This window comes from Parabacteroides sp. AM17-47 (assembly GCF_003434625.1).
In the GTDB taxonomy this organism is placed as follows: Bacteria; Bacteroidota; Bacteroidia; order Bacteroidales; family Tannerellaceae; genus Parabacteroides; species Parabacteroides distasonis.
Genome location: NZ_QTLI01000014.1, coordinates 93191 through 115911, shown reverse-complemented (window position 1 = coordinate 115911; position 22721 = coordinate 93191). Strand labels below are relative to the sequence as shown.

The following is a 22721-nucleotide window of genomic DNA, read 5'->3' as shown; positions in this document are numbered from 1 at the left end:
ATGGAAGCGAACGACGGCCGGCAGGCACAGGGGGCCTATATCCCGCAGGAATTATTGAAAGAGATCAGCAAGGTGAATAACCGTTTGCTTATCGGTATTCCTCGTGAACGATGCGAGGCGGAAAAACGTTTGCCGTTGACTCCGGAGGCGGTGGATATGCTGACCGATTGCGGTCACCGGGTGCTGGTGGAAAGTGGCGCCGGATTAGGCATCAACTATTCCGATAATCATTTCTCGGAGGCGGGGGCGGAGATCGTCGATACGCCCGCGGAAGTTTTCCAAGCGGATCTGATCTTGAAGATATTGCCTCCGTTGCCGGTGGAAATCGCGCTTATGAGACCTCGCACGACCGTTTTCTCATTGGTGCAGTTTAATTTATTCGCTCAGGAGGCTTTCGAGTTGATGATGGCGAAACGGATTACCGCTATCTCTTATGAGTTGATGGCGGATGAATATAATCGTTTCCCGGTGCTGAATGTCACTTCCGAGATCGAGGGGGCGGCTTCCATAACGATCGCTTCCGAGTTGTTGAGCAATACCCAAGGAGGTAAAGGGATATTATTAGGCGGTATCCCGGGCGTATCCCCTACGGAAGTGGTGATCATCGGGGCCGGAAACGCCGGGACCGTGGCCGCGCGTGCCGCGTTGGCCTTGGGAGCATCCGTGAAAGTATTCGATGATGATATCAATAAATTGCGTATAATACAACAGGTCTTGGGGCAAGGGCTTTTTACTTCCACGTTCCATCCGAATGTGCTGCATAACGCGTTTCGTAGCGCCGACGTGGTGATCGGGGCGATGCGTTATATTAATACGAGACATCGCTATATTATCGCTACGGACTTGGTGCGTACGATGAAAAAGGGAGCTTTGGTGATCGATCTGAGGGTAAGCCAAGGCGGTTGCTTTGAGACGACTTGCTGCTTGTCGAGGGAAGATCCCGCGGTGTTCGAGCAATATGGGGTATTACATTATTGCAAACTGAATATCAGCAACCGGGTGGCTCGTACTACCTCGATGGCTTATAGTAATATATTCGTGCCTTTATTATTGTCGTTGGGCGACGCCGGTTCCGTGCAAGGAATGATCAAATCGGATAAGGGCTTTAGGGCGGGAGTATATATGTATTATGGGAAGACCGTGAATAGTTATGTGTCTAATCATTTTAATCTATCATCTAATAATCTTGATCTATACCTCTCTGCTTTTTGATGCGGAAAAGTTTTGAACTCGCAAAGTTTATGCTTTACTTTGCGGACGATCTAAATACCAATAAGCGATAAAGCTAATAAAGTATATTATGGCAGAACAGACAAAAGTTAAGACGCTGGAGAAGGTTGTAATTCGTTTCTCGGGAGACTCGGGAGATGGCATGCAGTTAACCGGTACAATCTTTTCAAACCTGTCCGCGGTTTTCGGGAACGAGATTTCTACATTCCCAGACTATCCGGCAGAAGTACGTGCTCCACAAGGAACACTAAGTGGTGTATCTGGATTCCAAGTGCACTTGGGATCGCGCAAAATCTTCACACCCGGTGATAAGGCCGACGTATTGGTGGCCATGAATCCCGCCGCGCTAAAGGTGAACGTAAAACACCTAAAACCCAATGCGATTGTTTTAATCGACACGGACTCTTTCAAGAAAAGTGATTTGGATAAGGCCTTGTTTACGACCGATGATCCGTTTACTGAGCTGGGATTGACTGGCGTGCAGGTTGTTGCCGCTCCGATCTCTACGATGGTAAAAGACGGATTGGTTGAGTTTGGCTTGGACAATAAATCGGCTCTTCGCTGTAAGAATATGTTCGCCTTAGGACTTGTTTGCTGGTTGTTCGAGCGTCCGCTGGAGGAGGCTATGCACATGTTGCAGAATAAGTTCGCTAAGAAACCGGTTATCGCCCAAGCTAATATCAAGGCTTTGACGGACGGTTATAATTATGGTAATAACATCCATGCCTCGGTTTCTACGTATCGTATCGAGAGTAAGAAAGCCGAGCCCGGATTCTATACGGACGTGAATGGTAATAAGGCTACTTCCTATGGTTTGATAGCCGCTGCCGAGAAAGCTGGTTTGCAGTTGTTCTTGGGTAGTTACCCGATCACTCCGGCTACTGATATTTTACATGAATTATCTAAACGTAAGGATTTAGGCGTTATCACGGTTCAGGCCGAGGATGAGATCGCCGGTATCTGTACTTCTATCGGAGCTAGTTTCGCCGGTTGCTTGGCGGCTACGTCTACTTCCGGACCAGGTCTTGCCTTGAAGAGCGAGGCGATCGGTTTGGCTGTAATTGCCGAGTTGCCTTTGGTGATTATCGATGTTCAGCGTGGCGGTCCTTCTACGGGCTTGCCGACGAAGAGCGAGCAAACGGACTTGATGCAGGCTCTGTATGGCCGTAATGGTGAGAGCCCTGCCGTGGTAATAGCGGCCTCTACGCCGACTGATTGTTTTGATGCCGCATTTTGGGCGGGTAAGTTGGCCGTGGAGCATATGACTCCGGTTATCTTGTTGACCGATGCCTTTATCGCTAACGGTTCTTCCGCTTGGAGAATTCCGGAAATGGATAAATATCCGGAGATTAAGCCGAATTACGTAGCTAATTATCAAGACGAGAAAGTTTGGAAGGCGTATCGTCGTAACAAGGAAAGCTTGGTTCGTTACTGGGCGATTCCGGGAACGGAAGGTTTTGCTCATCGTCTGGGTGGTCTGGAGAAAGACTACGAGACGAGCGCTATCTCTACCGATCCGGCTAACCACCAGAAGATGGTGACGACCCGTCAGGCTAAGATCGATAAGATCGCCGACTATATCCCCGAACTGGAAGTGATCGGAGATGAGGACGCTGATTTATTGATCGTTGGTTGGGGTGGAACCTACGGACACCTTTACGAGACGATGGAGACGATGCAGGAGAATGGCAAGAAGGTGGCTTTCGCTCACTTCAAGTTTATCAACCCGCTGCCTAAGAATACGGCTGAGGTTCTTTCTAAGTATAAGAAAGTGGTGGTGGCTGAGCAAAATAACGGACAGTTCGCTAACTATTTACGTGGAAAGGTACCCGGATTTAACCCGTATCGCTTCAATCGTGTAAAGGGACAACCTTTTGTCGTTGCGAGATTAGTTGAGGAATTCACTAAAATATTGGAGGCTTAAAAGATGACAACAGAAGAAACTAAATTTCAACCGAAAGATTATAAAAGCGACCAGTACGTACGTTGGTGCCCGGGTTGTGGCGACCATGCGGTACTGAATTGCCTGCATAAGGCTATGGCCGAGGTAGGAGTGGCTCCTCACAATATGGCAGTTATCTCAGGTATCGGCTGTTCTTCCCGCTTACCTTATTATATGAATACGTATGGCTTCCATACGATCCATGGTCGTGGAGCGGCTATCGCTACCGGCGTAAAGACGGCTCGCCCGGACTTGAGCGTATGGTTGATTACGGGTGATGGCGACTGCTTGGCTATCGGCGGTAATCATTTTATCCACGCTGTCCGTCGTAATATCGATTTGAATATCGTTCTTTTCAACAATAAGATCTATGGTTTGACGAAGGGGCAGTATTCCCCGACATCCGACCGTGGTTTCGTATCCAAGAGCTCTCCGTATGGAACGGTGGAAGATCCGTTTGTGCCGGCTGAGTTGGCATTGGGTGCCCGTGGTAATTTCTTCGCCCGCTCGATCGATGTGGATTTGAAGAATACGACCGAGGTATTGACGGCTTCCGCTCGTCATAAAGGCGCTTCCGTTACGGAAGTGTTGGTAAACTGCGTGATCTTTAATGATGGTATCCATAAGGGGATCGTTGATAAGGCATACCGTGCGGATCGTACGATTTTCCTTCGCCATGGCGAGAAAATGGTTTACGGCGCTAACATGGATAAAGGCCTTGTGCTAGACGGCCTAAAACTGAAATCCGTAACGATCGGACAAGATGGTTATACGATGGATGACGTATTGGTACACGACGCCCATGAGAAGGATAACACCTTGCATATGATGCTTGCCATGATGAGCGGTGATATGCCAATCGCGTTAGGCGTAATACGAGATGTGGAGGGACCGACCTATGATGAGGCTGTCCACCAGCAAATCGAGGAGGTACAAGCGAAGAATCCTACACGTAAATTACACGACCTTTTGATGAAAGGTGAGATTTGGGAGGTAAAGTAATATATTTCTGATCGGATATAAGAGAAGGCGCAAGATATTTATCCTGCGCCTTTCTTATATTTATACGCTGGATTTGTTTGTGTGGAAAAAAGTATATATCTTTGTTTCAGTCACAATAAAAGCGAATACCTATGATGACGACTTCGGAAATAGTTGAGATGCTAGCTAAAAGTATATGATTTGTAAACTCCATATTACAAATAGACTAAGGGTTTTGTTAATTGCATGGAAAAGAGTAATTATTACTGAAAAATTTCCTTAATAAGCTGTGTACGATAAAAAAAAATATTACTTTTGTACCGCGGTTAACAAGGTGGAGTCGCAGCAAGCTCCAAAAGGTCGGAAAGCCTCACCGTATCGAACTAGAGTAGAGAGAAAAGTTATATAAAGTCAATCATTTAAATTAAATTCAAGATGGCTAATTTAGATTTAAGCAAGTACGGAATTGTTGATGTGAAAGAAATCGTTCACAATCCGTCTTATGATGTTCTGTTCGCAGAAGAAACTAAACCGAGTTTGGAAGGCTTCGAGAAAGGCCAGGTAACTGAGCTAGGTGCTGTAAACGTGATGACTGGTATTTATACAGGTCGTTCTCCTAAAGATAAATTTTTCGTAAAGAATGAAGCCAGCGAAGATTCTGTATGGTGGACTTCTGATGAATATAAGAATGATAACAAGCCTTGTTCTGAGGCTGCTTGGGCAGACTTGAAGGCTAAAGCCGTAAAAGAATTGTCTGGCAAACGTTTGTTCGTTGTCGATACATTCTGTGGCGCTAACGAGGCTACTCGTTTGAAAGTACGTTTCATCATGGAGGTTGCTTGGCAAGCTCACTTCGTAACTAATATGTTCATCCGTCCGACAGCTGAGGAATTGGCTAACTACGGCGAACCTGATTTCGTTTCTTTCAACGCAGCTAAGGCTAAAGTTGACAACTACAAAGAATTAGGCTTGAACTCTGAGACTGCTACTGTTTTCAACTTGAAGACTAAAGAGCAAGTTATCTTGAATACTTGGTACGGTGGTGAGATGAAGAAGGGTATCTTCTCTATCATGAACTACTTGAACCCGTTGCGTGGTATCGCTTCTATGCACTGCTCCGCTAACACGGATAAAGAGGGCAAGAGCTCAGCTATCTTCTTCGGTTTGTCTGGTACTGGTAAGACTACTTTGTCTACGGACCCGAAACGTTTGTTGATCGGTGACGATGAGCACGGATGGGATAACGAAGGTGTATTCAACTACGAGGGTGGTTGCTACGCTAAGGTTATCAACTTGGATAAAGAGAGCGAGCCGGATATCTACAACGCTATCAAACGTGACGCTCTTCTTGAGAACGTAACAGTTGCCGCTGATGGTAAGATCGATTTCGCTGATAAGTCAGTTACAGAGAACACTCGTGTTTCTTATCCGATCTATCACATCGAGAACATCGTTAAGCCGGTTTCTAAAGGCCCGCACGCAAAACAAGTTATCTTCTTGTCTGCTGACGCATTCGGTGTATTGCCTCCAGTATCTATCTTGACTCCGGAGCAAACTCAATACTACTTCTTGTCTGGATTTACCGCTAAATTAGCAGGTACAGAGCGTGGTATCACGGAACCGACTCCTACATTCTCCGCTTGTTTCGGTGCTGCTTTCTTGTCATTGCACCCGACAAAATACGGCGAAGAGTTGGTTAAGAAGATGGAAATGACTGGCGCAAAGGCTTACTTGGTGAACACAGGTTGGAACGGTAGCGGCAAACGTATCTCTATCAAAGATACAAGAGGTATCATCGACGCTATCCTTGATGGTTCTATCAATGAGGCTCCGACAAAGAAGATCCCGTATTTCGACTTCGAGGTTCCGACTGCATTACCGGGCGTAGATCCGAAGATCTTAGATCCTCGCGATACCTATGCTGATCCTGCTCAATGGGATGAGAAAGCGAAGGATTTGGCTGCTCGCTTCCAGAAGAACTTCGCTAAGTTCACGGGCAACGAAGCTGGTAAGGCATTGGTTGCTGCTGGTCCTCAGTTATAATTGCTTAAAAAACCTTGATTAAAAAAGGTCAAGGTTTAAAAATATCTTTATAAAAAAGCGTGGAATTACTAATTCTGCGCTTTTTTTATGATAACTGCGTTAATTTTATTATAAATGTGAAGTAGTTTTAAAAAATATTCCTACCTTTAGACCGGATTATCTGTTATAAGAAGAGCTTAAAAAGGAGTAATGATAAAAAAACTGACACTTATTATTGGCTTTATAATTTGTTTGTCATCTTGTGGCAAGGATTATGTCTATCGGATTGAAGGGGAACTTTCTAATCTGGAAGATCAAACCGTATATGCTGTATTTGAGAAGGATAATTATAAAGTAGTTGATACAGTGGCTTGTACGAAACCCGGGCAGTTCCAGATCGATCAAAATGAAGCGGGTTTCCATTGTGTGACTATCTTCTTCGCGGATAAAGAGCATTGGGTTACGGCTTATCTGGAACCGGGAGAAACCGTAAAAATCACGGGCGACGCTAACTCTCCATTGCTATTGCAGGTAAAGGGGGGACGGACAAATGATAAGTTGGCCGCTTTTAAGAAGAAAATCGCTCCTTTATTGACGGAATTGACAAATTTATCAAATTCTTTAAATAGCAAGGATTTGAACGATACGATCGAGGAGACGGATATCGCCGCTCGTTTGGCGAATGTTAATATGCAATTGAGCGAGGAAGCGATCCGGTACGTGAAAGAGAACCCGAATGAAGAGGCATCCGTTGTCTTGATTCAATCTTTTTTCTCAGATCCCGATGATACTCGTAAAATTGATGAGTTGTTGGCGTTATTGAATCCAAGGTTGAAAGACTTTTATCTGGTAAAGGAGCTGGAGCAATATAGCGCCCGTGCGAAACGTACGGCTTTGGGTGCGGAAGCCCCAGATTTCTCCGTAAGGAATATTTATGGGAATACGGTAAGTTTGGATTCTTTCCCGCAGAAGTATTTATTACTGACGTTTACCGCTCCTTGGTGTGATATGTGCCAGACAGAGGATCTATATCTGGATAAGGTAGCGATGAAATATCCGAAAGATCAGTTGGACATTCTTTTGGTTAGCTTGGACGATAATCCGGATAATGTCCGGGATGTACTGAAGAAGGATAGTATAGCGTGGAACCTGGTAACAGATTCGGCCGGACAAGCGGCTATGTTGATAGATCTGTATAACGTAAGCGTATTGCCACGCTGTTTCTTGATAGATGAGGATCATAAGATCTTGATGAAAACAGAGAATGGAATCGAGATCAAGCAAACACTGGAGAACTTGTTCGAAGACTGAGCGATTGAAAACAGGAGGTTCCGGTTTTAATTTGTAATTAGTAACTCAAAATTCTTAACTATGTTAGTAAAATCTTATGCCGCTGCTGTGCAGGGGATTTCCGCTACGGTCGTTACCGTAGAAGTGAACTGTTCCAAAGGTATCCAATTCTTTTTAGTCGGTCTTCCGGACGTGGCCGTTCGTGAGAGCCATGAACGCATTATCTCGGCTCTTCAAGTATGTGGTTATAAATTCCCCCGCAATCGTATCGTTATTAATATGGCCCCCGCAGATATCCGTAAGGAAGGGTCTTCTTATGATCTGCCTTTGGCGATCGGTATTCTGGCGGCGGCAGAGCAGATAGATTCATCCAACTTATCCAAATTCGTATTGATGGGCGAGCTTTCTATGGACGGGAGCCTCCAACCGATAAAAGGGGCATTGCCTATCGCTATCAAGGCTAGGGAAGAAGGCTTTAAGGGCTTTATCTTACCCAAGCAAAACGCTTGTGAGGCTGCGGTGGTGAACGATCTGGAAGTGTATGGAGCTTCGAATATCAAAGAGGTGCTGGAGTTTATGGAGGGGAAACCTACATTGCGGCCTACGGTCATTGATACCCGTAAGGAGTTTTACGACCGCCAGCAATTGTTTGATTGCGATTTCTCCGATGTCCGGGGACAAGAGAACGTGAAGCGTGCGATGGAGGTGGCCGCAGCCGGCGGACATAATCTGATCATGGTAGGCTCTCCCGGAAGTGGCAAGTCGATGTTGGCGAAACGTCTCCCCACGATCTTGCCCCCTTTTACCTTGCATGAGTCCTTGGAAACAACTAAAATCCATTCCGTAGCCGGTAAGATAGGAGGTGGCACCTCCTTGATGGTACAACGTCCTTTTCGCTCTCCCCATCATACGATCTCTAATGTCGCCATGGTAGGAGGGGGCACTTTCCCGCAGCCGGGAGAGATCAGCTTGGCTCACAATGGTGTCCTTTTTTTGGATGAGTTGCCGGAATTTAACAGGAGTGTCTTGGAAGTCATGCGGCAGCCATTGGAAGATCGAGTGATCAATATCTCCCGTGCCCGTTTCACGGTGGAATATCCGGCCGGCTTTATGCTTGTGGCCTCCATGAATCCTTGTCCCTGCGGCTACTACAACCATCCGGACCGTCCTTGTCTCTGTTCTCCCGGAGCCGTCCAGAAATATATGAACCGCATTTCCGGCCCTTTATTGGACCGTATCGATATCCAGATAGAGATTGTCCCTGTCCCTTTCGAGAAGATATCCGAGCAACAGCCCTCAGAGCCTAGTATCGCTATCCGTGAGCGGGTCATAAAAGCCCGTGCGATCCAGGAAAGGCGTTTTGCCGCTTATGAGGGTGTTTATTGTAATGCCCAGATGAACTCCAAGCTACTCCATCAGTACGCCGTTCCCGACGCTTCCGGCCTCTCCATCCTCAAAACCGCCATGCAACGTCTCTGCCTCTCCGCCCGTGCCTATGACCGTATCCTGAAAGTCTCCCGCACGATAGCGGACTTGGATAATTCGGAACATATCGAAGTCCGGCATTTGGCGGAGGCTATACAGTATAGGAGTTTGGATAGGGAGAATTGGGGAATGTGAGTATCGACTAACTATTTCTATACTCCTGTGGGCTCATGCCCACATACCGCTTGAAATACTTTCCAAAAAAAGACATATTCGTGAAATTTAGCGTATAGGCTATGTCGTGGATGGAAAGGTTCGTTGATTTCAGTTGAGCTTTAGCGTCCATGATTACCATGGAGGTTATGATCTCTATGCAAGTTTTTCCGGTAGTTTGTTTGATAATGCTGCTTAGATGCGCTTGTGTGATGCCAAGCCGCTTGGCATACCATGCAACGGATCGTTGCATGGTATAGTTTTGCATGACTAATTGAGTGAAGTTCTTGCTGATAATTTCGGCTTTAGAGAGATTGGACGTGTCTGTTGTCTTATCTTTATACATGATGCTGACTCCCATTAATATTCCGGAAAACAGGTGGTTGATGAGACTCCTGTTTAATTGCGAGACACAAAACTGATATGTCTTGATCAACAATTCGAAATAATCTCTCAATAATGATTGGGCTTCTTCTTTTAGTTTGAAAACAGGACTATCTTTTATGGCATAGTGCATATCCATGACCGATTTATTGATATTCGCTTGATTGATGAAATCAGACGAGAATCCCATGAAATAAATTTGCAGATCTCTATCCATTCTATGAATCTGGAAAATCGTACCCGGCAGAATCGTAATAAAACTCCCGGCCTCTACTTTAAATTGCGTCAGATTTATAGATGCTTCCACTTCTCCCCTTAGGCATAGCACGAATATTCCCGCCTTTAGTCGACAAGGATAATTAGCGTATAAATTCAGCAGTCCAATGTCTTTCTCCGAGAGTTTTCCTATTACCCAATCTTGTGGCAGGTCTATTTTAGGGATGTCATTTTCCATATTCTTACGTAATTTTGATGGCAAATATACGTTTTTTTGAGGATATTTTTATTTGGACTCAATCTAATAAATAGAATAATGAAGAATAAAAACAGGACAGAGGATAATCGTAAGACGCTCTGTTCTTGTTGTTGTATAAAATGGAATCTAAAAAAAAGAATAGGTAATAATAAAAATTGACCTTGTGAGATTCCTAACGAAGTCGTTCTTTTGTACACTTTTTATTAGGTAAATTAAAAAAACAGAAATCAATAAATTTTTGCATGAGAAAATTGAGGACTTTATTAGTAAAAATGGTCTGTGCCTTGGCGGGAGGCCTAATGTTGAGCGCTTGCTCCTCCGAGGAGGGAGGCTCGCAGGCTATGGGCGGAAAAGGTGCGGTAATACTAGACCTTGCCGCCGAGACGGTCTTTGATACGAAGACAAAAGCTGTCGATGAGAGTACATACCTGACGGATCGTCCCCTTGCGGATTACAAGGTGAAAATCTTGGATGCGCAAGGCCATGTGGTATCGGGCTGTGAGTGGAAATACTCGGAAAGGCCCACAGGTTTGATCGAGTTGAGCAACGGCTCTTACACGGTAGTAGCTTCTGATGGGGAAGAGTTTAACGTGAATGCCTCCACCCGTAACGGTATCTATATGTATGGCTCTAGCCGATTCGACGTGAATAGCGATAAGGTAGCGGCTGTAAATGTGGCTTGTAAGCCGGCCTGCGGAAAGCTGGTCGTGAAATTTGGCGATACGATGGCTACTTATTTCTCTGATTACGCCGTTCATTTCTCTACCCAAGCGGCAGGTGAGAACGGTCCGATCATCTGGCCGAAGGGAGATACGGATCCTCTTTACGTGAAGCTGGCCGAGGCCGGGGAGAACGTGACGGCGACTTTCCAGTTTACCAAGAAGGCAGATGGAACGAAGGCCGAGGTCAATACCTTGACCCGCGAGATGAAGTGGGGCAGCATGTGGACAATCACTGTCAACCCGAAAGTAGAGGATACCACCGGCAAGGTAGGCATCACGATTACTTTCGATGATTCCACGAACGATAAGCCTATCGATATCGAGATCCCTTCCGATTGGCTCTAATAGTTATTAGGATGTAAAACCAGTAGAACGAATTTAATGATGAATATAAAATATACGATAATGGCAGGTTGCCTTCTAGTAATGGGGCTGGCTTCCTGCGAGATGAAGAACGAGATCCTCGGGAAAGAGGATGGCTCCTCCGAGATGGGCTTGCTGAATCTTGGGGTAGCTGTAGACGCGAAGAACAACGACGTGCAGACCAAGGCCGATGCTAACCCCGGAACTCCAGAGTCTATCCCATCGGTGAGCGCCACGGGATATATCGTGGAGATCAGTAACAGCACGGGCGTTTACAAAACCCTTACTTACGATCCTACGAATGCCTCCGTGGAACTTCCGGTAGACAGCTACACGATGTATGCCCATAAGCCGGGCGGTCCGACAGAGACAGATCCTTACTATGGTGGAAGCACCTCTTTCGCCGTGAAGAAAGGTGAGGCTACCGATGTCACCGTTACTTGTAAGATGGAAAATACGAAGATACAGCTTGTTTATTCCACGGAAATGCAGACTTCCTTTACTAGCTGGTCGATCACGGTGAAGGCCGGTACGCGGAGCAAGGTGCTTACCTACTCTGGAACGGAGGCTTTTGCGCAACCCTCCGCTTTCTATTGGATGCTAGATGAGGGCGTAAAGGAGATAACAGTCTCTTTCGTGGGAAAGAATAAGGATAATAAGGATATACGCGAGAGCCGTGTGATCACGAAGCCCGCCTCGGCCGAGAGCTCCGACTGGCTGGGTGGCGACGCGTTGGCCATCACGATGAAGCCGGGCACTTATGATCCGGAAAATCCGAATGGTTTGCAGGGTATCGAGATCTCTGCTGAGGTGACGTGGAATGGGCTGACGGATTCCGTAGATGTGCCGGTGGTGGACGATGGCGGCGATGAGCCGGAGGGTCCGGTGGATCCGAGTGATCCTTCCGCTATAAAAGTTTCAATACCTCTAACTACTTATACGCTACCGGATGATACGGATAAAAAAGCGGAGGCAATAGCCACTATTACGAGTGAGAGCGGACTGAAAAGTATGAAAGTGGTTATAGAAGCAGGTAATTCAGGCTTTGACTCGGTAATCAGTGATCCACAATTAATAGAGAAAGGTTGTGATTTTAGCAAGGGAGTAGAGTTTGTCGGTGCGACTGATAGCAGTCCGGTAATGACATTAATAAAGATGATCGCTCCTAATCTGAAAGCTCCTGCTGCTGGCGCTACTTCTTACCAATTCCCCTTAGGCGAATTCTTTCAAGCGGTAAGTATTTATCAAACGACAACTTCTGCTAATGGCCATGTCTTTAAGATCCGTCTAGAAGATAATGATGGAAATGTTAATGACGAGACCGTTTTATCTATCATAGTAAAGTAAAAGGAGGAATAGAAGTATGAGACAAACATATCAATTTATATTATTGCTTTTAACCGGTATTTTCTTCTATTCTTGTCAAGGTGATGAATTGAGCACACAGGGAAGCGAAGGCTACTTGCGTGTGACCTTGGAGCAAAGCGCGGAGGTGAACACGAAGGCTGACGCTACGTACAATTCCAAGCAGATGCGTGTGGTGATAAAGAACGCCGCCGGTGTGACCAAGTATGAGACGAACGACCATACGGAGTTGTCCGGCAAAGAGATTTCCTTGAAACAGGGAGAATATACCATCGAGGCCGTTTCCAACGGATGGGACGGCAATGCCGGAGCGGATCGTGCCTATTACACGGGCAAGACGACGGTGACGATCGAGAAAGGCAAGACAGCGACAGCCAATTTGGTTTGCTCCTTGGCGAACGTGAAGGTGACGGTGGCTTTCGAGCAGGCTTTCTTGGACAAACTGGGCAACGGTTCTATCAAGGTGCAGGTGAAGAGCGCTACCGCTTCGATCACTCCGGTGGATTTCGCCCCGAAAGGTACGAGTGTGGCCTATTTCCCGGTTTCCGACTTAACGGTGGCCTATACGGTCACTACCGCTGCCGGAAAAACGAACTCCAAGGAGCAAAAAATCTCGGAGGTCAGTGCGAAAGATCATTATATCTTGAACTTTAAGAATCAGGCTACCGGCACAGGAAATGTAACCGTAACGATAGATCCTACGATGAACCAGTACACATACGACTTCACGATCGATCCGAACGCAAAGAGCGGCGCTACCTTGTCCGCGAACCCGTGGAGCCAGCTCGCTTATCTGACGGCTACTGACATAACGCTTGATTCCGGTGAGCTTTCATCCTTGAAGTTCCAGTATCGTCCAAAGAATACGGATACTTGGATGGATGTGGCGACCACGGTTAATACGGTGGCCTCTTCCGCCTCGGCTACCTTGACGGGATTGACTTCCACCACGGCTTACGAATATCGGTTGACAGACGGAGAGATTAGTGTCGCTACGGGAGAATTTACTACGGCGGCGGAGATTGCTTTACAAAATGGATCCCTGGATGGCTGGGATGGTAGCTCACCTAATGCTGCCACGGATTCCAAATTTTGGGATACAAGTAACGAGGGCGCGAAGATGGGTGGTTTGACCCCGACACAAGCCGTCACGGATTTTGTTCATACGCAAGGAGGTAAGGCTGCTAAACTGGAGTCTGGTAAGGTGGATTTGATGGGGGGAATATTTGCCGCAGCCAGTTTGTACACGGGATCATTTGGTTCAACAAATATATGGACTCAGACTGCGACCGTCAATTTTGGTCAATCCTTTACCGCTCGGCCTATTGCGCTGAAAGGTTTTTATAAATATACGCCTAATGTGATAAATCTAGTAAAGAATGTTCCAGCAGGCGTAACTATTGTAAAAGATCAGACACTCGACCAGTGCGCTATTTATATCGCTTTGGCGAAAAAGACCTATACGATTGATAATGGCAATCAAAGTACTTTCATCGATTTTAAGAATGATGAAAACATCATCGCCTACGGCGAGCTCCCTTCCGGGGCGGCTACGGAGGGCGATGGCTACGTGGAGTTCAACATCCCGTTGAAATATAAGAACCTGACGGATCAGCCCACCCATATCATCGTGGTTTGCTCATCCAGTAAATACGGCGATTACATGACCGGAGGCGCGGGAAGCACCCTATATGTAGACGATCTTTCCCTCATTTATGACGGAACGCCTACTATCTGGGAATAATTCCCTATATTCGCGAAACCCGTTTCGACCCCTCGAAATCCATTTCCTAAGACCGGTAAATGCCTTTCGGGGGCTCGAGATGCTTTCCCGGGACAAGAAAATACATTTCGAGGTCTCGAGATCCACCTCCTGAAGCGGGAAAACGGCTCTCGACTCCTCAAAATCCATTTTTGGAAACCGGAATGGGCTTTTCGACCCTTCGAACGGGTACAAACGAATAATAACCTTCAAAAAAAATCGAATTATGGGTACATTCACATTGATTCCTCCGATGTCGTTAGGTAACTTGAACAAGGCCGAGAAGCTAAGTCTGTTGAAACGCTACATGAAACTGATGCCGAGCGGCTCCGATTCCGAATCGCCGGACGAGATCTCGTTGCTAGCCGATAGCGGAGTGCCCGTGCTAAACATTTCCGCCGGACAGGTGACGCGTATGAACGGCATTATCGATGAGCTGACCGAACTGACGATGCAAGCCTCCTCCTCGGAGGAGACCCCGGAAATGCAGCAAGTGGAGGCCGATCGGGATACGGCGGGTAACTACATAGTCCGCCGCGTGCTCGATTACGCCAAGCTGCCCCTTGCCGCCGAGCGTACCGCCGCCCAACGGATGGAACCCGCCTTGCGCGGTTACCGCGACTTCGCCAACCTGCCCACAGCGCAGGAGACGGAGGTGATCAATGGCCTGCTTATCGACCTAGCGAAGCCCGAGTTCGCCGACTCGGTAGTCACTCTGCAACTGGCACCTTACATCGCCGAGCTACGACGGCTCAACGATCGCTATGCCGAGCTGGCCGCCCTACGCGACAAATCGAGATCGGTACGCACAGAGAATGTGACCTCCAAGGAGCTGTCCTCCGAGGCGCAAGACCTGCTGGACGATATGTGCGCACTGGCCAATGCCTCCAGCCTGTTGCAACCCTCGGAAGAGGCGCGCGTATTTGTTCGTGACGCGACTCATCTTTTCGCCCAGGTACGAACCGCCTACAAGCAACGTTCCAAGGGCACGCCCTCTGGACCCGCCGAACCCGGCACGCCGGAGCCCGGTGGGGGAGGGGATTCCGAATCTCCCGATGAAATATGACTAGAATAGGAAAAATGAGAATAAATAAACTAATCTGTCTGGCCCTCCTCTGCGCCCTTTGCGTAGGGGAGACTTGGGCCCAACGTGGCAAGAGAGCCATGAATCGTATCGACCGAGAAGTGCAAGAGACCGTCTTCATCCCGAAAGGTACGTGGATGGCGGGAGGAACTGTTTCCTACTCCGAGCACGATGAGGGGAATCTGAACTTCCTCGTCTTGAAGAACGTGGAGGGAAAAGGCTACAACTTCGGTGTCAGTCCCTACGTGGGTTACTTCTTCCGCAACAACATCTCCGCGGGCATGCGTTTCGCCTATCACCGCGACTACCTCGACTTGAAGAACTTCGAGTTGAATCTCGGCGAGGATTTCAACATCAGCCTCGACAACCTCTATTATCTGGAGCATAAGTACGAGGTATCCGGTTTCTTGCGCACCTATATGCCTATCGGACGCAGCAAGATATTCGGCCTGTTCAACGAGGCGCGCCTCACCTATGGATACGGTACGGGCAAGAATTCCACCGGTACGGGTGCCACCTACGACGGCTCCTACCAAACGGCGCAGAACCTGCAGATCGGTATCGCTCCCGGGATGACGGCTTTTATCACCGACTGGTCGGCCGTAGAGGTATCGGTTGGCGTGATGGGTTTCGATTTCAAGTGGATCGACCAAAAGACGAACCAGATAGAGGAGGGGCATCAGCGTGTCTCCTCCGGCAATTTCAAGATCAACCTCTTCTCGATCAACATAGGCATGACCTTCTATCTTTAATGGAGAAAATATAATTTAATGAAGATTCAACGATTGATGTTTAAAGAGAATTTACGTGCGGCCGGTCTGGTAACTTTGTTGGGACTGGCCTCGTGCGCTATTGATAACGATATTCCTTACCCACTGGTGGAGGGAACGATCAGTGAGATCGTGACTGAGGGCCTGCGTGCCTCGGAAGACGGGACGGTAGCCTCCGGCGTGGATATAGATCGCTCGGCTCGCACCGTGACACTCTATGTGAACGACTCCGTGGATGTGTCACGGCTGAGACTGACGCGCCTCATCCTCGATCCGCGCGACGCGACGATCGAGCTGGACTCCGCACGATGCGACGATAAGGAGAAATTCCCTTTTCATGATTTTGCCTCGCTTGATAGCCTCTCGTTGTCGGCCAATACGCGGCTCGACCTCTCCACGCCGCTTGAGCTGAACGTCCGTACCTACCAAGATAATCCATGGACACTTACCGTACGCCAGATCGTGGATCGTACGGTAGACGTAGACGGCATGGTGGATCATTTGGTAGATCCTGTCAGCCGTGTCGCCGTGATCTACGTGAGTGCGGATCAGGATCTTTCCAACATCAAAATTCGTACGCTTAACCTTGGTGGGGCCTATGGACGTGTCACGCCCGATCCTACTACCGTGCGCGACTTTACCTATCCGCAGACTTTTTATGCGGCTCGTGCCGGCGAGGAGGTATGGCAGGAATGGAAAGTGGTGATAGAGCAAAGCGAGGGCGGTGCCTCTACCTCGTCGAGCGTCTTCCCCATGGTGACGAAAGCCACGCTTACCGGCTCTGTGCAAAGCGGCAAGACCCCGGTGGTGGAATATAAGGAACAGACGGCTTCCGCGTGGAGCACGGCGGCAGACGTGAAGACCTCGGGTGCCTCTTTCAGCGCTACGATCGGCGGGCTGCGGGGCGGTACAGCCTATGATTATCGCATCAGCGTAGACAATGCGCAAACGGGCAGCGGCTCGTTTACCACTGCCGGTGAGATCGCTTTGACAAATGGCGGTTTCGAGGATTGGTCGCAAGACGGCAAGCAATGGAATCCGTGGCCTTCGGGTGGAACCTCCTTCTGGGGAACCGGCAACCCGGGTGCGGCGGCTTTCATCGGTAATCTGACGACGCCTACGACCGAGAGCGTGTCAGGGAAAGCTGCCTTGCTGGAATCCAAGGACGCCGTGATCAAGCTGGGGGCCGGGAATATCTTCACGGGCGATTTCGCGTTGGACGGCACGAATGGCGTGCTGCAATTGGGCCGTCCGTTCACCTCATTCCCTACCTCCCTCAAGTTCCAATATAAATATACCTCTACCACGATCAATCGTATCGGGCAGGATGTGGGCAGTCTGGAAAACCTTCGGGGCCGTCCGGACTCTTGCCAGATATATATCGCCCTCTCGGATAAGCCGGAACCTTACGAGATCCGTACCAAGCCCTCTGTCCGGCAGGTCTTCGACAAGAACGACCGTAATATCATCGCCTATGGCGAGTTCATCAGCGGACAGTCTACCACGAGCTATAAGCAGGTTGAGATACCCTTGGAATATCGTGCGACGAATCGTACGCCCAAATATATCGTCATCGTGGCGGCGGCTAGCAAGTACGGTGATTACTTCATCGGGGGGGAAGGCAGTACCCTTTGGATAGACGAGATGGAATTGGTTTATGAATAAAAAGCATTGATATAGGATATGAGAAAGATGATACGACAGATAATGACCTTGGCCACCCTTTGCTGGATGGTGGCGGGTTGCGCCGATGAGGTTATCGACCGTAATGGTGGCAAGGGGGAGGGACGTTTGCTCCTCACGGGGATCGAGGTGGAATCTGCTGTCAGCGACGTACAGACGAAGGCTTCGCTGGCGGAAGGCGTGATTCCCACCGTCTCAGATTTTACGATAACGATCGTCTGTGCCGCTACGGGTGAGACCGTGAAGACCCTGCCGCCGGGCGTGGAGGCGGGCTGTTTCCTGCCTGTGGGCGAGTACCGGGTAAAAGCGGCTTATGGCGGGGAGGCGGGCATGTCCGCTGTCCCTTATTTCTATGGCGAGAGTGATAAGGTAACGATCGTGGAGGGCGAGGTGAAATCGGTTTCCCTTACGGCTTTTTTGGCGAGTGCTGTTATTCGTCCTCAGATGGCGGATCAATTGGTGGAACAATATAATTTCTATACCTTGACTGTCTCTGAGACTGGCGGCTCGGGAGTTACGCCTTCACAGACATTGACAAACGGTGAGGACTTCTTCGTCTCAGGGGGTAAGGGTAAGACCTATAACTTGATCCTTGCCGGCCAGAATAAATTAGGCGAGACGGTTACGCATACATGGAGTTATAGTGATTTAGTGAGACGTACACGCTATATCGTTCAATGCGATCCGGATCTTCCAGCCTTCACCCTTCCCGCGCAAAGCGATGGCGATGTATGGAGCAAGTTCATCTACATCACGCCTATGACAGCCGATAACATGACTGCTCATAAGGCTGACATGGCCGATAAGGTGATCGCCAATGTTGTGTACGAGGCTTCTGCCGATAATGGAGAGACTTGGATCCCCTCGGACAAGACCTCTGATGGCCGCTATGTAATCAAAGGTTTGGAGCCATCCAAAAACTATACGATCCGCTCCCGCTTCGGAGGCGTATTAAGCAGCAATACTCAAACGGTGACGACGGAGAGCGCACAAGTGATAGCGAATGGGGATATGGAAGCGTGGAGTAGCACGAAATTGCATAGTGGTAATGGAACTTGGGATGCGGATATGTATTGCGATTATTGTACAAACTGGAATACCCGTAATGAAAAGACAACGAATGGGGCTGAGAATGCTAACTCAGGAGGTGTTTTCGGTTCGAATAAAGGATCAGGTTATGGTGTAAGATGGCGCTGGTGTTCGGGAACTTGGTCTACAACAGATAAAAAAGATGGCGAAAAAGCGGCAGAGATTTCAACATTGGCTTTTTATAATAGTAATGTAAGTGGTAGCTGGAAGCGAGCAAGTGTTTATTCTTATACTCGTGATAATGGAACGGCGTATGTTGGGTATTTATTTACGGGGACATTTGATAAAAATAGTGATTCCTATTCGTTAGGAATTGCGCATACCGCACGTCCAAAGAGTATTTCTTTTGATTACAAATATGCTCCTCTACCTTCTACTGATCAGTGTATCGCTTATGCGAAAATATATGATAGCAATAATGTGGAAATAGCGACTACTCAGGAATTTAATTCTATGACTCAAGATGTTTATAAGAAAGAAACGTTAAATTTTACCTATACACAGTCAACTACAAAGGCTGCTTATATTGGAATCTTTTTCCAATCTGGCACAAATACAGATATTGGTAATATGCGGCAAGTTGAAGGAGGATACTCCACTAGTCCTTACAATCAAGATCGTGTAGTCGGCAGCGTTCTCAAAATAGATAATGTAACATTGAATTATGATTATGAATAAGCGAATCCTATACCTATTATCTGTCCTATGCTTTTTCTCGTTCTCCGCTTGCACGAGCGAGGAGGAACCGGTACTCACAGAAGAGCTGGGTGAGATCTGGCTATCTGTAGTCGATACTTCGAAAGTTGAAGTTGTTACCCGTGCTTTGTCCGGCTTTGATGTGAAGGATTTCAACGTGAGCCTTTCCCGTGGCGAGACGATGGTCTTCTCTTCTCGTAAATATGGTGATATCGCCGGCTCGCCGATCACTTGCAGTGCGGGATCCGGCTATCTCCTTACGGCAGAGAGTTGCACGGAGAGTGAGGCAGAGCGTACCAATAGCGGTTGGGGGCAGGCTCGTCTGGCAAAAGATACCTCGTTTACTGTCAAACCCGTGGAGCCAACGGAAGTAACGCTGAAATGTGTCTTGGCAAACTCCTCGGTAAATGTCGAGTTCAGCGATTTTATCAAGAAAAACCTCTCGGATTACGCTATCACCCTGTACGCCGTCGATGTGTCTAGCCGTAGCTTTACCTTCAACAAGAACAACTATAGCTACAAGACCGCCTATTTCAACGTAGGTGCGGTGGGGAGGGCCTTGCAATATACCATCAATCTCACCTTGCCCGGCGAGAAGGAACCTCATACCTATTCGAACGTTTTGACTTTGGAGCCTTCGCATAGCTATCATCTTACGGTGAAACTGGATGATGAATCCAAGTCAAAAATCTCGATCGGAATTATGGTGGATGGTACGCTAGTCGATGAAAAGACTGCCACGGAGATTATCAATCCTTATGAATAATCGGAATGTTTGGGCATTGAAGGATGGGTGCAATCTTTCAATGCTTAAATGTATATTCTCAATTTAAATTTAAATAAATGAGATTAAAGTCCCTTTCTCGGAAGTCGTAATAGCCGCCGTGTAAATCTTATCTTCGATCTTTATTATAATAATCTTCTTTTTGTCGAAGAAATTACCTTTTTCGATGATGTCAAGAGCTTCCGCCTTATGTCCAATAGCGGTAAGCTCTTTTTTTATACCTTGTTTTTATGTCTTCTTCCCATATATTTATTATTAGAGGTAAAGTTCCTAGCCTCATTAAGAGGAAACTCACTCACAAAGGAAATTATTCTTTTTCGTCTAACCAAATTATTCCGTACCTTTGCCCCTCAAAAAGAGAACACAAGGTATGGAAAAACATTTTAAGAGAACGCTGATTACTACGGCGTTGCCGTATGCGAACGGACCGGTGCATATCGGACACTTGGCCGGGGTGTATGTGCCTGCTGATATTTATGCCCGTTACCTTCGTTTGAAGGGAGAGGAAGTGTTGATGATTGGTGGTTCGGACGAGCATGGGGTACCCATTACGTTGAGAGCGAAGAAAGAGGGGATCACACCGCAGGATGTGGTGGATCGTTACCACGGTATTATCAAGAAATCGTTCGAGGAGTTCGGCATCACGTTTGATATCTATTCACGTACTACTTCCGCTACGCATCATCAGATGGCCTCGGATTTTTTCCGTACATTGTATGATAAAGGCGAATTCATCGAGAAAACAAGCGAGCAATACTACGATGAGGAGGCGAAGCAATTCTTGGCCGACCGTTATATCACGGGTACTTGTCCGCATTGTGGAAACGAGAAGGCATATGGCGACCAGTGCGAGGCTTGCGGTACTTCCCTTAGCCCGACGGATTTGAAAGATCCGAAATCCGCTATCAGTGGCAGCAAGCCGGTGATGCGTGAGACGAAGCATTGGTATCTGCCTTTGGATAAGTGGGAGCCATTCTTGCGTAAATGGATCTTGGAGGATCATAAGGAATGGAAGCCGAACGTCTACGGGCAGTGTAAGAGTTGGCTGGATATGGGTCTGCAACCCCGTGCGGTGAGTCGCGATTTGGATTGGGGTATCCCTGTTCCCGTAGAAGGGGCGGAAGGAAAGGTGCTGTATGTATGGTTCGACGCTCCGATCGGTTATATCTCTAATACGAAGGAGTTGCTGCCGGATAGCTGGGAGACTTGGTGGAAGGATCCGGAGACTAAAATGGTCCATTTCATCGGTAAAGATAATATCGTGTTCCATTGTATCGTGTTCCCTTCCATGCTGAAAGCGGAAGGTTCTTATAACTTGCCGGAGAATGTCCCCGCTAACGAGTTCTTGAACTTGGAGGGCGACAAGATCTCTACTTCCCGCAACTGGGCGGTTTGGTTGAACGAGTATCTGGTGGATATGCCGGGCAAGCAAGACGTGTTGCGCTATGTCTTGACGGCCAATGCGCCAGAGACAAAGGATAATGATTTCACATGGAAAGATTTTCAGGCTCGTAATAATAACGAGTTGGTCGCTATCTTAGGGAACTTCGTGAATCGTGCGTTAGTCCTTACGGATAAGTATTTCGAGGGTAAGGTGCCGGCGGCTGGCGAGTTGACGGATTACGATCGTCAGACCTTGAAGGATTTCGCGGATGTGAAAGAGAACGTGGAACGTCTGTTGGATACCTACCACTTCCGTGACGCTCAGAAAGAGGCGATGAACCTAGCCCGTATCGGAAATAAGTATCTCGCTGATATGGAGCCTTGGAAGTTGGCAAAGACGGATATGCCTCGTGTCGCTACGATCATGAACATCGCTTTGCAGATTACGGCTAATCTGGCGATCGCTTTTGAGCCGTTCTTGCCGTTTAGCATGGAGAAACTGAATAAGATGCTGAATGTAGAGCCGTTGGGATGGAATCGCCTAGGTGCTACGGATCTATTGGAGGCCGGTCATCAATTGGGCAAGGCAGAGTTGTTGTTCGAGAAGATAGAGGATAGCGTGATCGAGGCCCAAGTGCAGAAATTATTGGATACGAAGAAAGCGAATGAGGAAGCGAATTATAAGGCGAAACCGATCCGTGAGAATATTGAGTTCGATGATTTCATGAAACTGGATATCCGTGTGGGTACGGTGCTGGAATGCGTGAAGGTTCCGAAAGCGGATAAGCTGCTTCAGTTCCGTATAGACGATGGCCTGGAGAAACGCACGATCGTATCGGGCATCGCCCAGCATTATAAACCCGAGGAATTGGTAGGCAAGCAAGTTTGCTTTATCGCTAACTTAGCTCCCCGTAAGCTGAAAGGTATTGTTTCCGAGGGCATGATTCTCTCCGCCGAGAATTTCGATGGAAAGCTGGCCGTTATCACCCCGGAGAAAGAGGTGAAACCGGGTAGCGAGGTGAAATAATAAGATAAACGCAATAATGAGGGGGCTATTC

Annotated in this window: 16 protein-coding genes; 15 read left to right on the top strand and 1 reads right to left on the bottom strand. The window is 47.8% G+C overall.

Annotated elements, in window-relative coordinates; translation table 11 throughout:
* The 6 genes from DW205_RS12800 to DW205_RS12775 all read left to right on the top strand — a co-directional run bounded on the left by DW205_RS12800 (position 1) and on the right by DW205_RS12775 (position 9085).
* Entirely contained in the window at positions 1 to 1212 is a 1212-nt protein-coding gene (locus tag DW205_RS12800) for an alanine dehydrogenase (protein ID WP_005860726.1), read from the top strand.
* Positions 1213 to 1300: 88 nt separating this feature from the next.
* A complete protein-coding gene (locus DW205_RS12795) occupies positions 1301 to 3154 on the top strand; it encodes a 2-oxoacid:acceptor oxidoreductase subunit alpha (protein ID WP_005860728.1) in 1854 nt (617 codons plus the stop codon).
* A gap of 3 nt (positions 3155 to 3157) precedes the next feature.
* Entirely contained in the window at positions 3158 to 4174 is a 1017-nt protein-coding gene (locus DW205_RS12790) for a 2-oxoacid:ferredoxin oxidoreductase subunit beta (protein WP_005864059.1), read from the top strand.
* 414 nt (positions 4175 to 4588) lie between these two features.
* Positions 4589 to 6196 carry a phosphoenolpyruvate carboxykinase (ATP) gene (gene pckA / locus DW205_RS12785; RefSeq protein WP_005860732.1) on the top strand — a complete coding sequence of 536 codons (1608 nt, stop codon included), beginning with the start codon at positions 4589 to 4591 and terminating at the stop codon, positions 6194 to 6196.
* A 189-nt stretch (positions 6197 to 6385) separates the two neighbouring features.
* The gene (locus DW205_RS12780) at positions 6386 to 7486 is read left to right on the top strand and encodes a TlpA disulfide reductase family protein (protein WP_005864061.1); all 1101 of its coding nucleotides are present in this window, start codon (positions 6386 to 6388) and stop codon (positions 7484 to 7486) included.
* A gap of 60 nt (positions 7487 to 7546) precedes the next feature.
* Positions 7547 to 9085: a YifB family Mg chelatase-like AAA ATPase gene (locus DW205_RS12775; protein WP_005864063.1), complete on the top strand. Its 1539-nt coding sequence runs from the start codon at positions 7547 to 7549 to the stop codon at positions 9083 to 9085.
* Between the two features lie 7 nt (positions 9086 to 9092).
* Here DW205_RS12775 and DW205_RS12770 read toward each other — a convergent pair whose 3' ends face one another.
* Positions 9093 to 9941 (bottom strand): AraC family transcriptional regulator, encoded by an 849-nt coding sequence (locus tag DW205_RS12770; protein WP_005864065.1) that lies wholly within the window; start codon positions 9939 to 9941, stop codon positions 9093 to 9095.
* A 263-nt stretch (positions 9942 to 10204) separates the two neighbouring features.
* On the opposite strand from DW205_RS12770, the gene DW205_RS12760 reads away from it, so the two are divergent.
* The 9 genes from DW205_RS12760 to metG all read left to right on the top strand — a co-directional run bounded on the left by DW205_RS12760 (position 10205) and on the right by metG (position 22690).
* Positions 10205 to 11029: a DUF4493 domain-containing protein gene (locus tag DW205_RS12760; RefSeq protein ID WP_005864068.1), complete on the top strand. Its 825-nt coding sequence runs from the start codon at positions 10205 to 10207 to the stop codon at positions 11027 to 11029.
* A gap of 60 nt (positions 11030 to 11089) precedes the next feature.
* The gene (locus tag DW205_RS12755) at positions 11090 to 12394 is read left to right on the top strand and encodes a DUF4493 domain-containing protein (protein ID WP_227713691.1); all 1305 of its coding nucleotides are present in this window, start codon (positions 11090 to 11092) and stop codon (positions 12392 to 12394) included.
* A 16-nt stretch (positions 12395 to 12410) separates the two neighbouring features.
* Positions 12411 to 14156, top strand: a complete 1746-nt coding sequence (locus DW205_RS12750; RefSeq protein ID WP_005864072.1) for a DUF4493 domain-containing protein — start codon at positions 12411 to 12413, stop codon at positions 14154 to 14156.
* 244 nt (positions 14157 to 14400) lie between these two features.
* Positions 14401 to 15240: a DUF6261 family protein gene (locus DW205_RS12745; protein WP_005864074.1), complete on the top strand. Its 840-nt coding sequence runs from the start codon at positions 14401 to 14403 to the stop codon at positions 15238 to 15240.
* Positions 15241 to 15254: 14 nt separating this feature from the next.
* Positions 15255 to 16010, top strand: a complete 756-nt coding sequence (locus DW205_RS12740; RefSeq protein WP_005864076.1) for a hypothetical protein — start codon at positions 15255 to 15257, stop codon at positions 16008 to 16010.
* Between the two features lie 18 nt (positions 16011 to 16028).
* Positions 16029 to 17693 (top strand): PCMD domain-containing protein, encoded by a 1665-nt coding sequence (locus DW205_RS12735; protein ID WP_005864077.1) that lies wholly within the window; start codon positions 16029 to 16031, stop codon positions 17691 to 17693.
* Positions 17694 to 17720: 27 nt separating this feature from the next.
* Complete coding sequence (locus DW205_RS12730; RefSeq protein ID WP_172514242.1) at positions 17721 to 19478, top strand: DUF4493 domain-containing protein; 1758 nt, start codon at positions 17721 to 17723, stop codon at positions 19476 to 19478.
* Positions 19471 to 20262: a DUF4493 domain-containing protein gene (locus DW205_RS12725; protein WP_008778792.1), complete on the top strand. Its 792-nt coding sequence runs from the start codon at positions 19471 to 19473 to the stop codon at positions 20260 to 20262. The genes DW205_RS12730 and DW205_RS12725 overlap by 8 nt, the downstream gene beginning before the upstream one ends.
* Before the next feature lie 388 nt (positions 20263 to 20650).
* Complete coding sequence (gene metG / locus DW205_RS12720; RefSeq protein ID WP_005864084.1) at positions 20651 to 22690, top strand: methionine--tRNA ligase; 2040 nt, start codon at positions 20651 to 20653, stop codon at positions 22688 to 22690.
* Positions 22691 to 22721 lie beyond the last annotated feature (31 nt).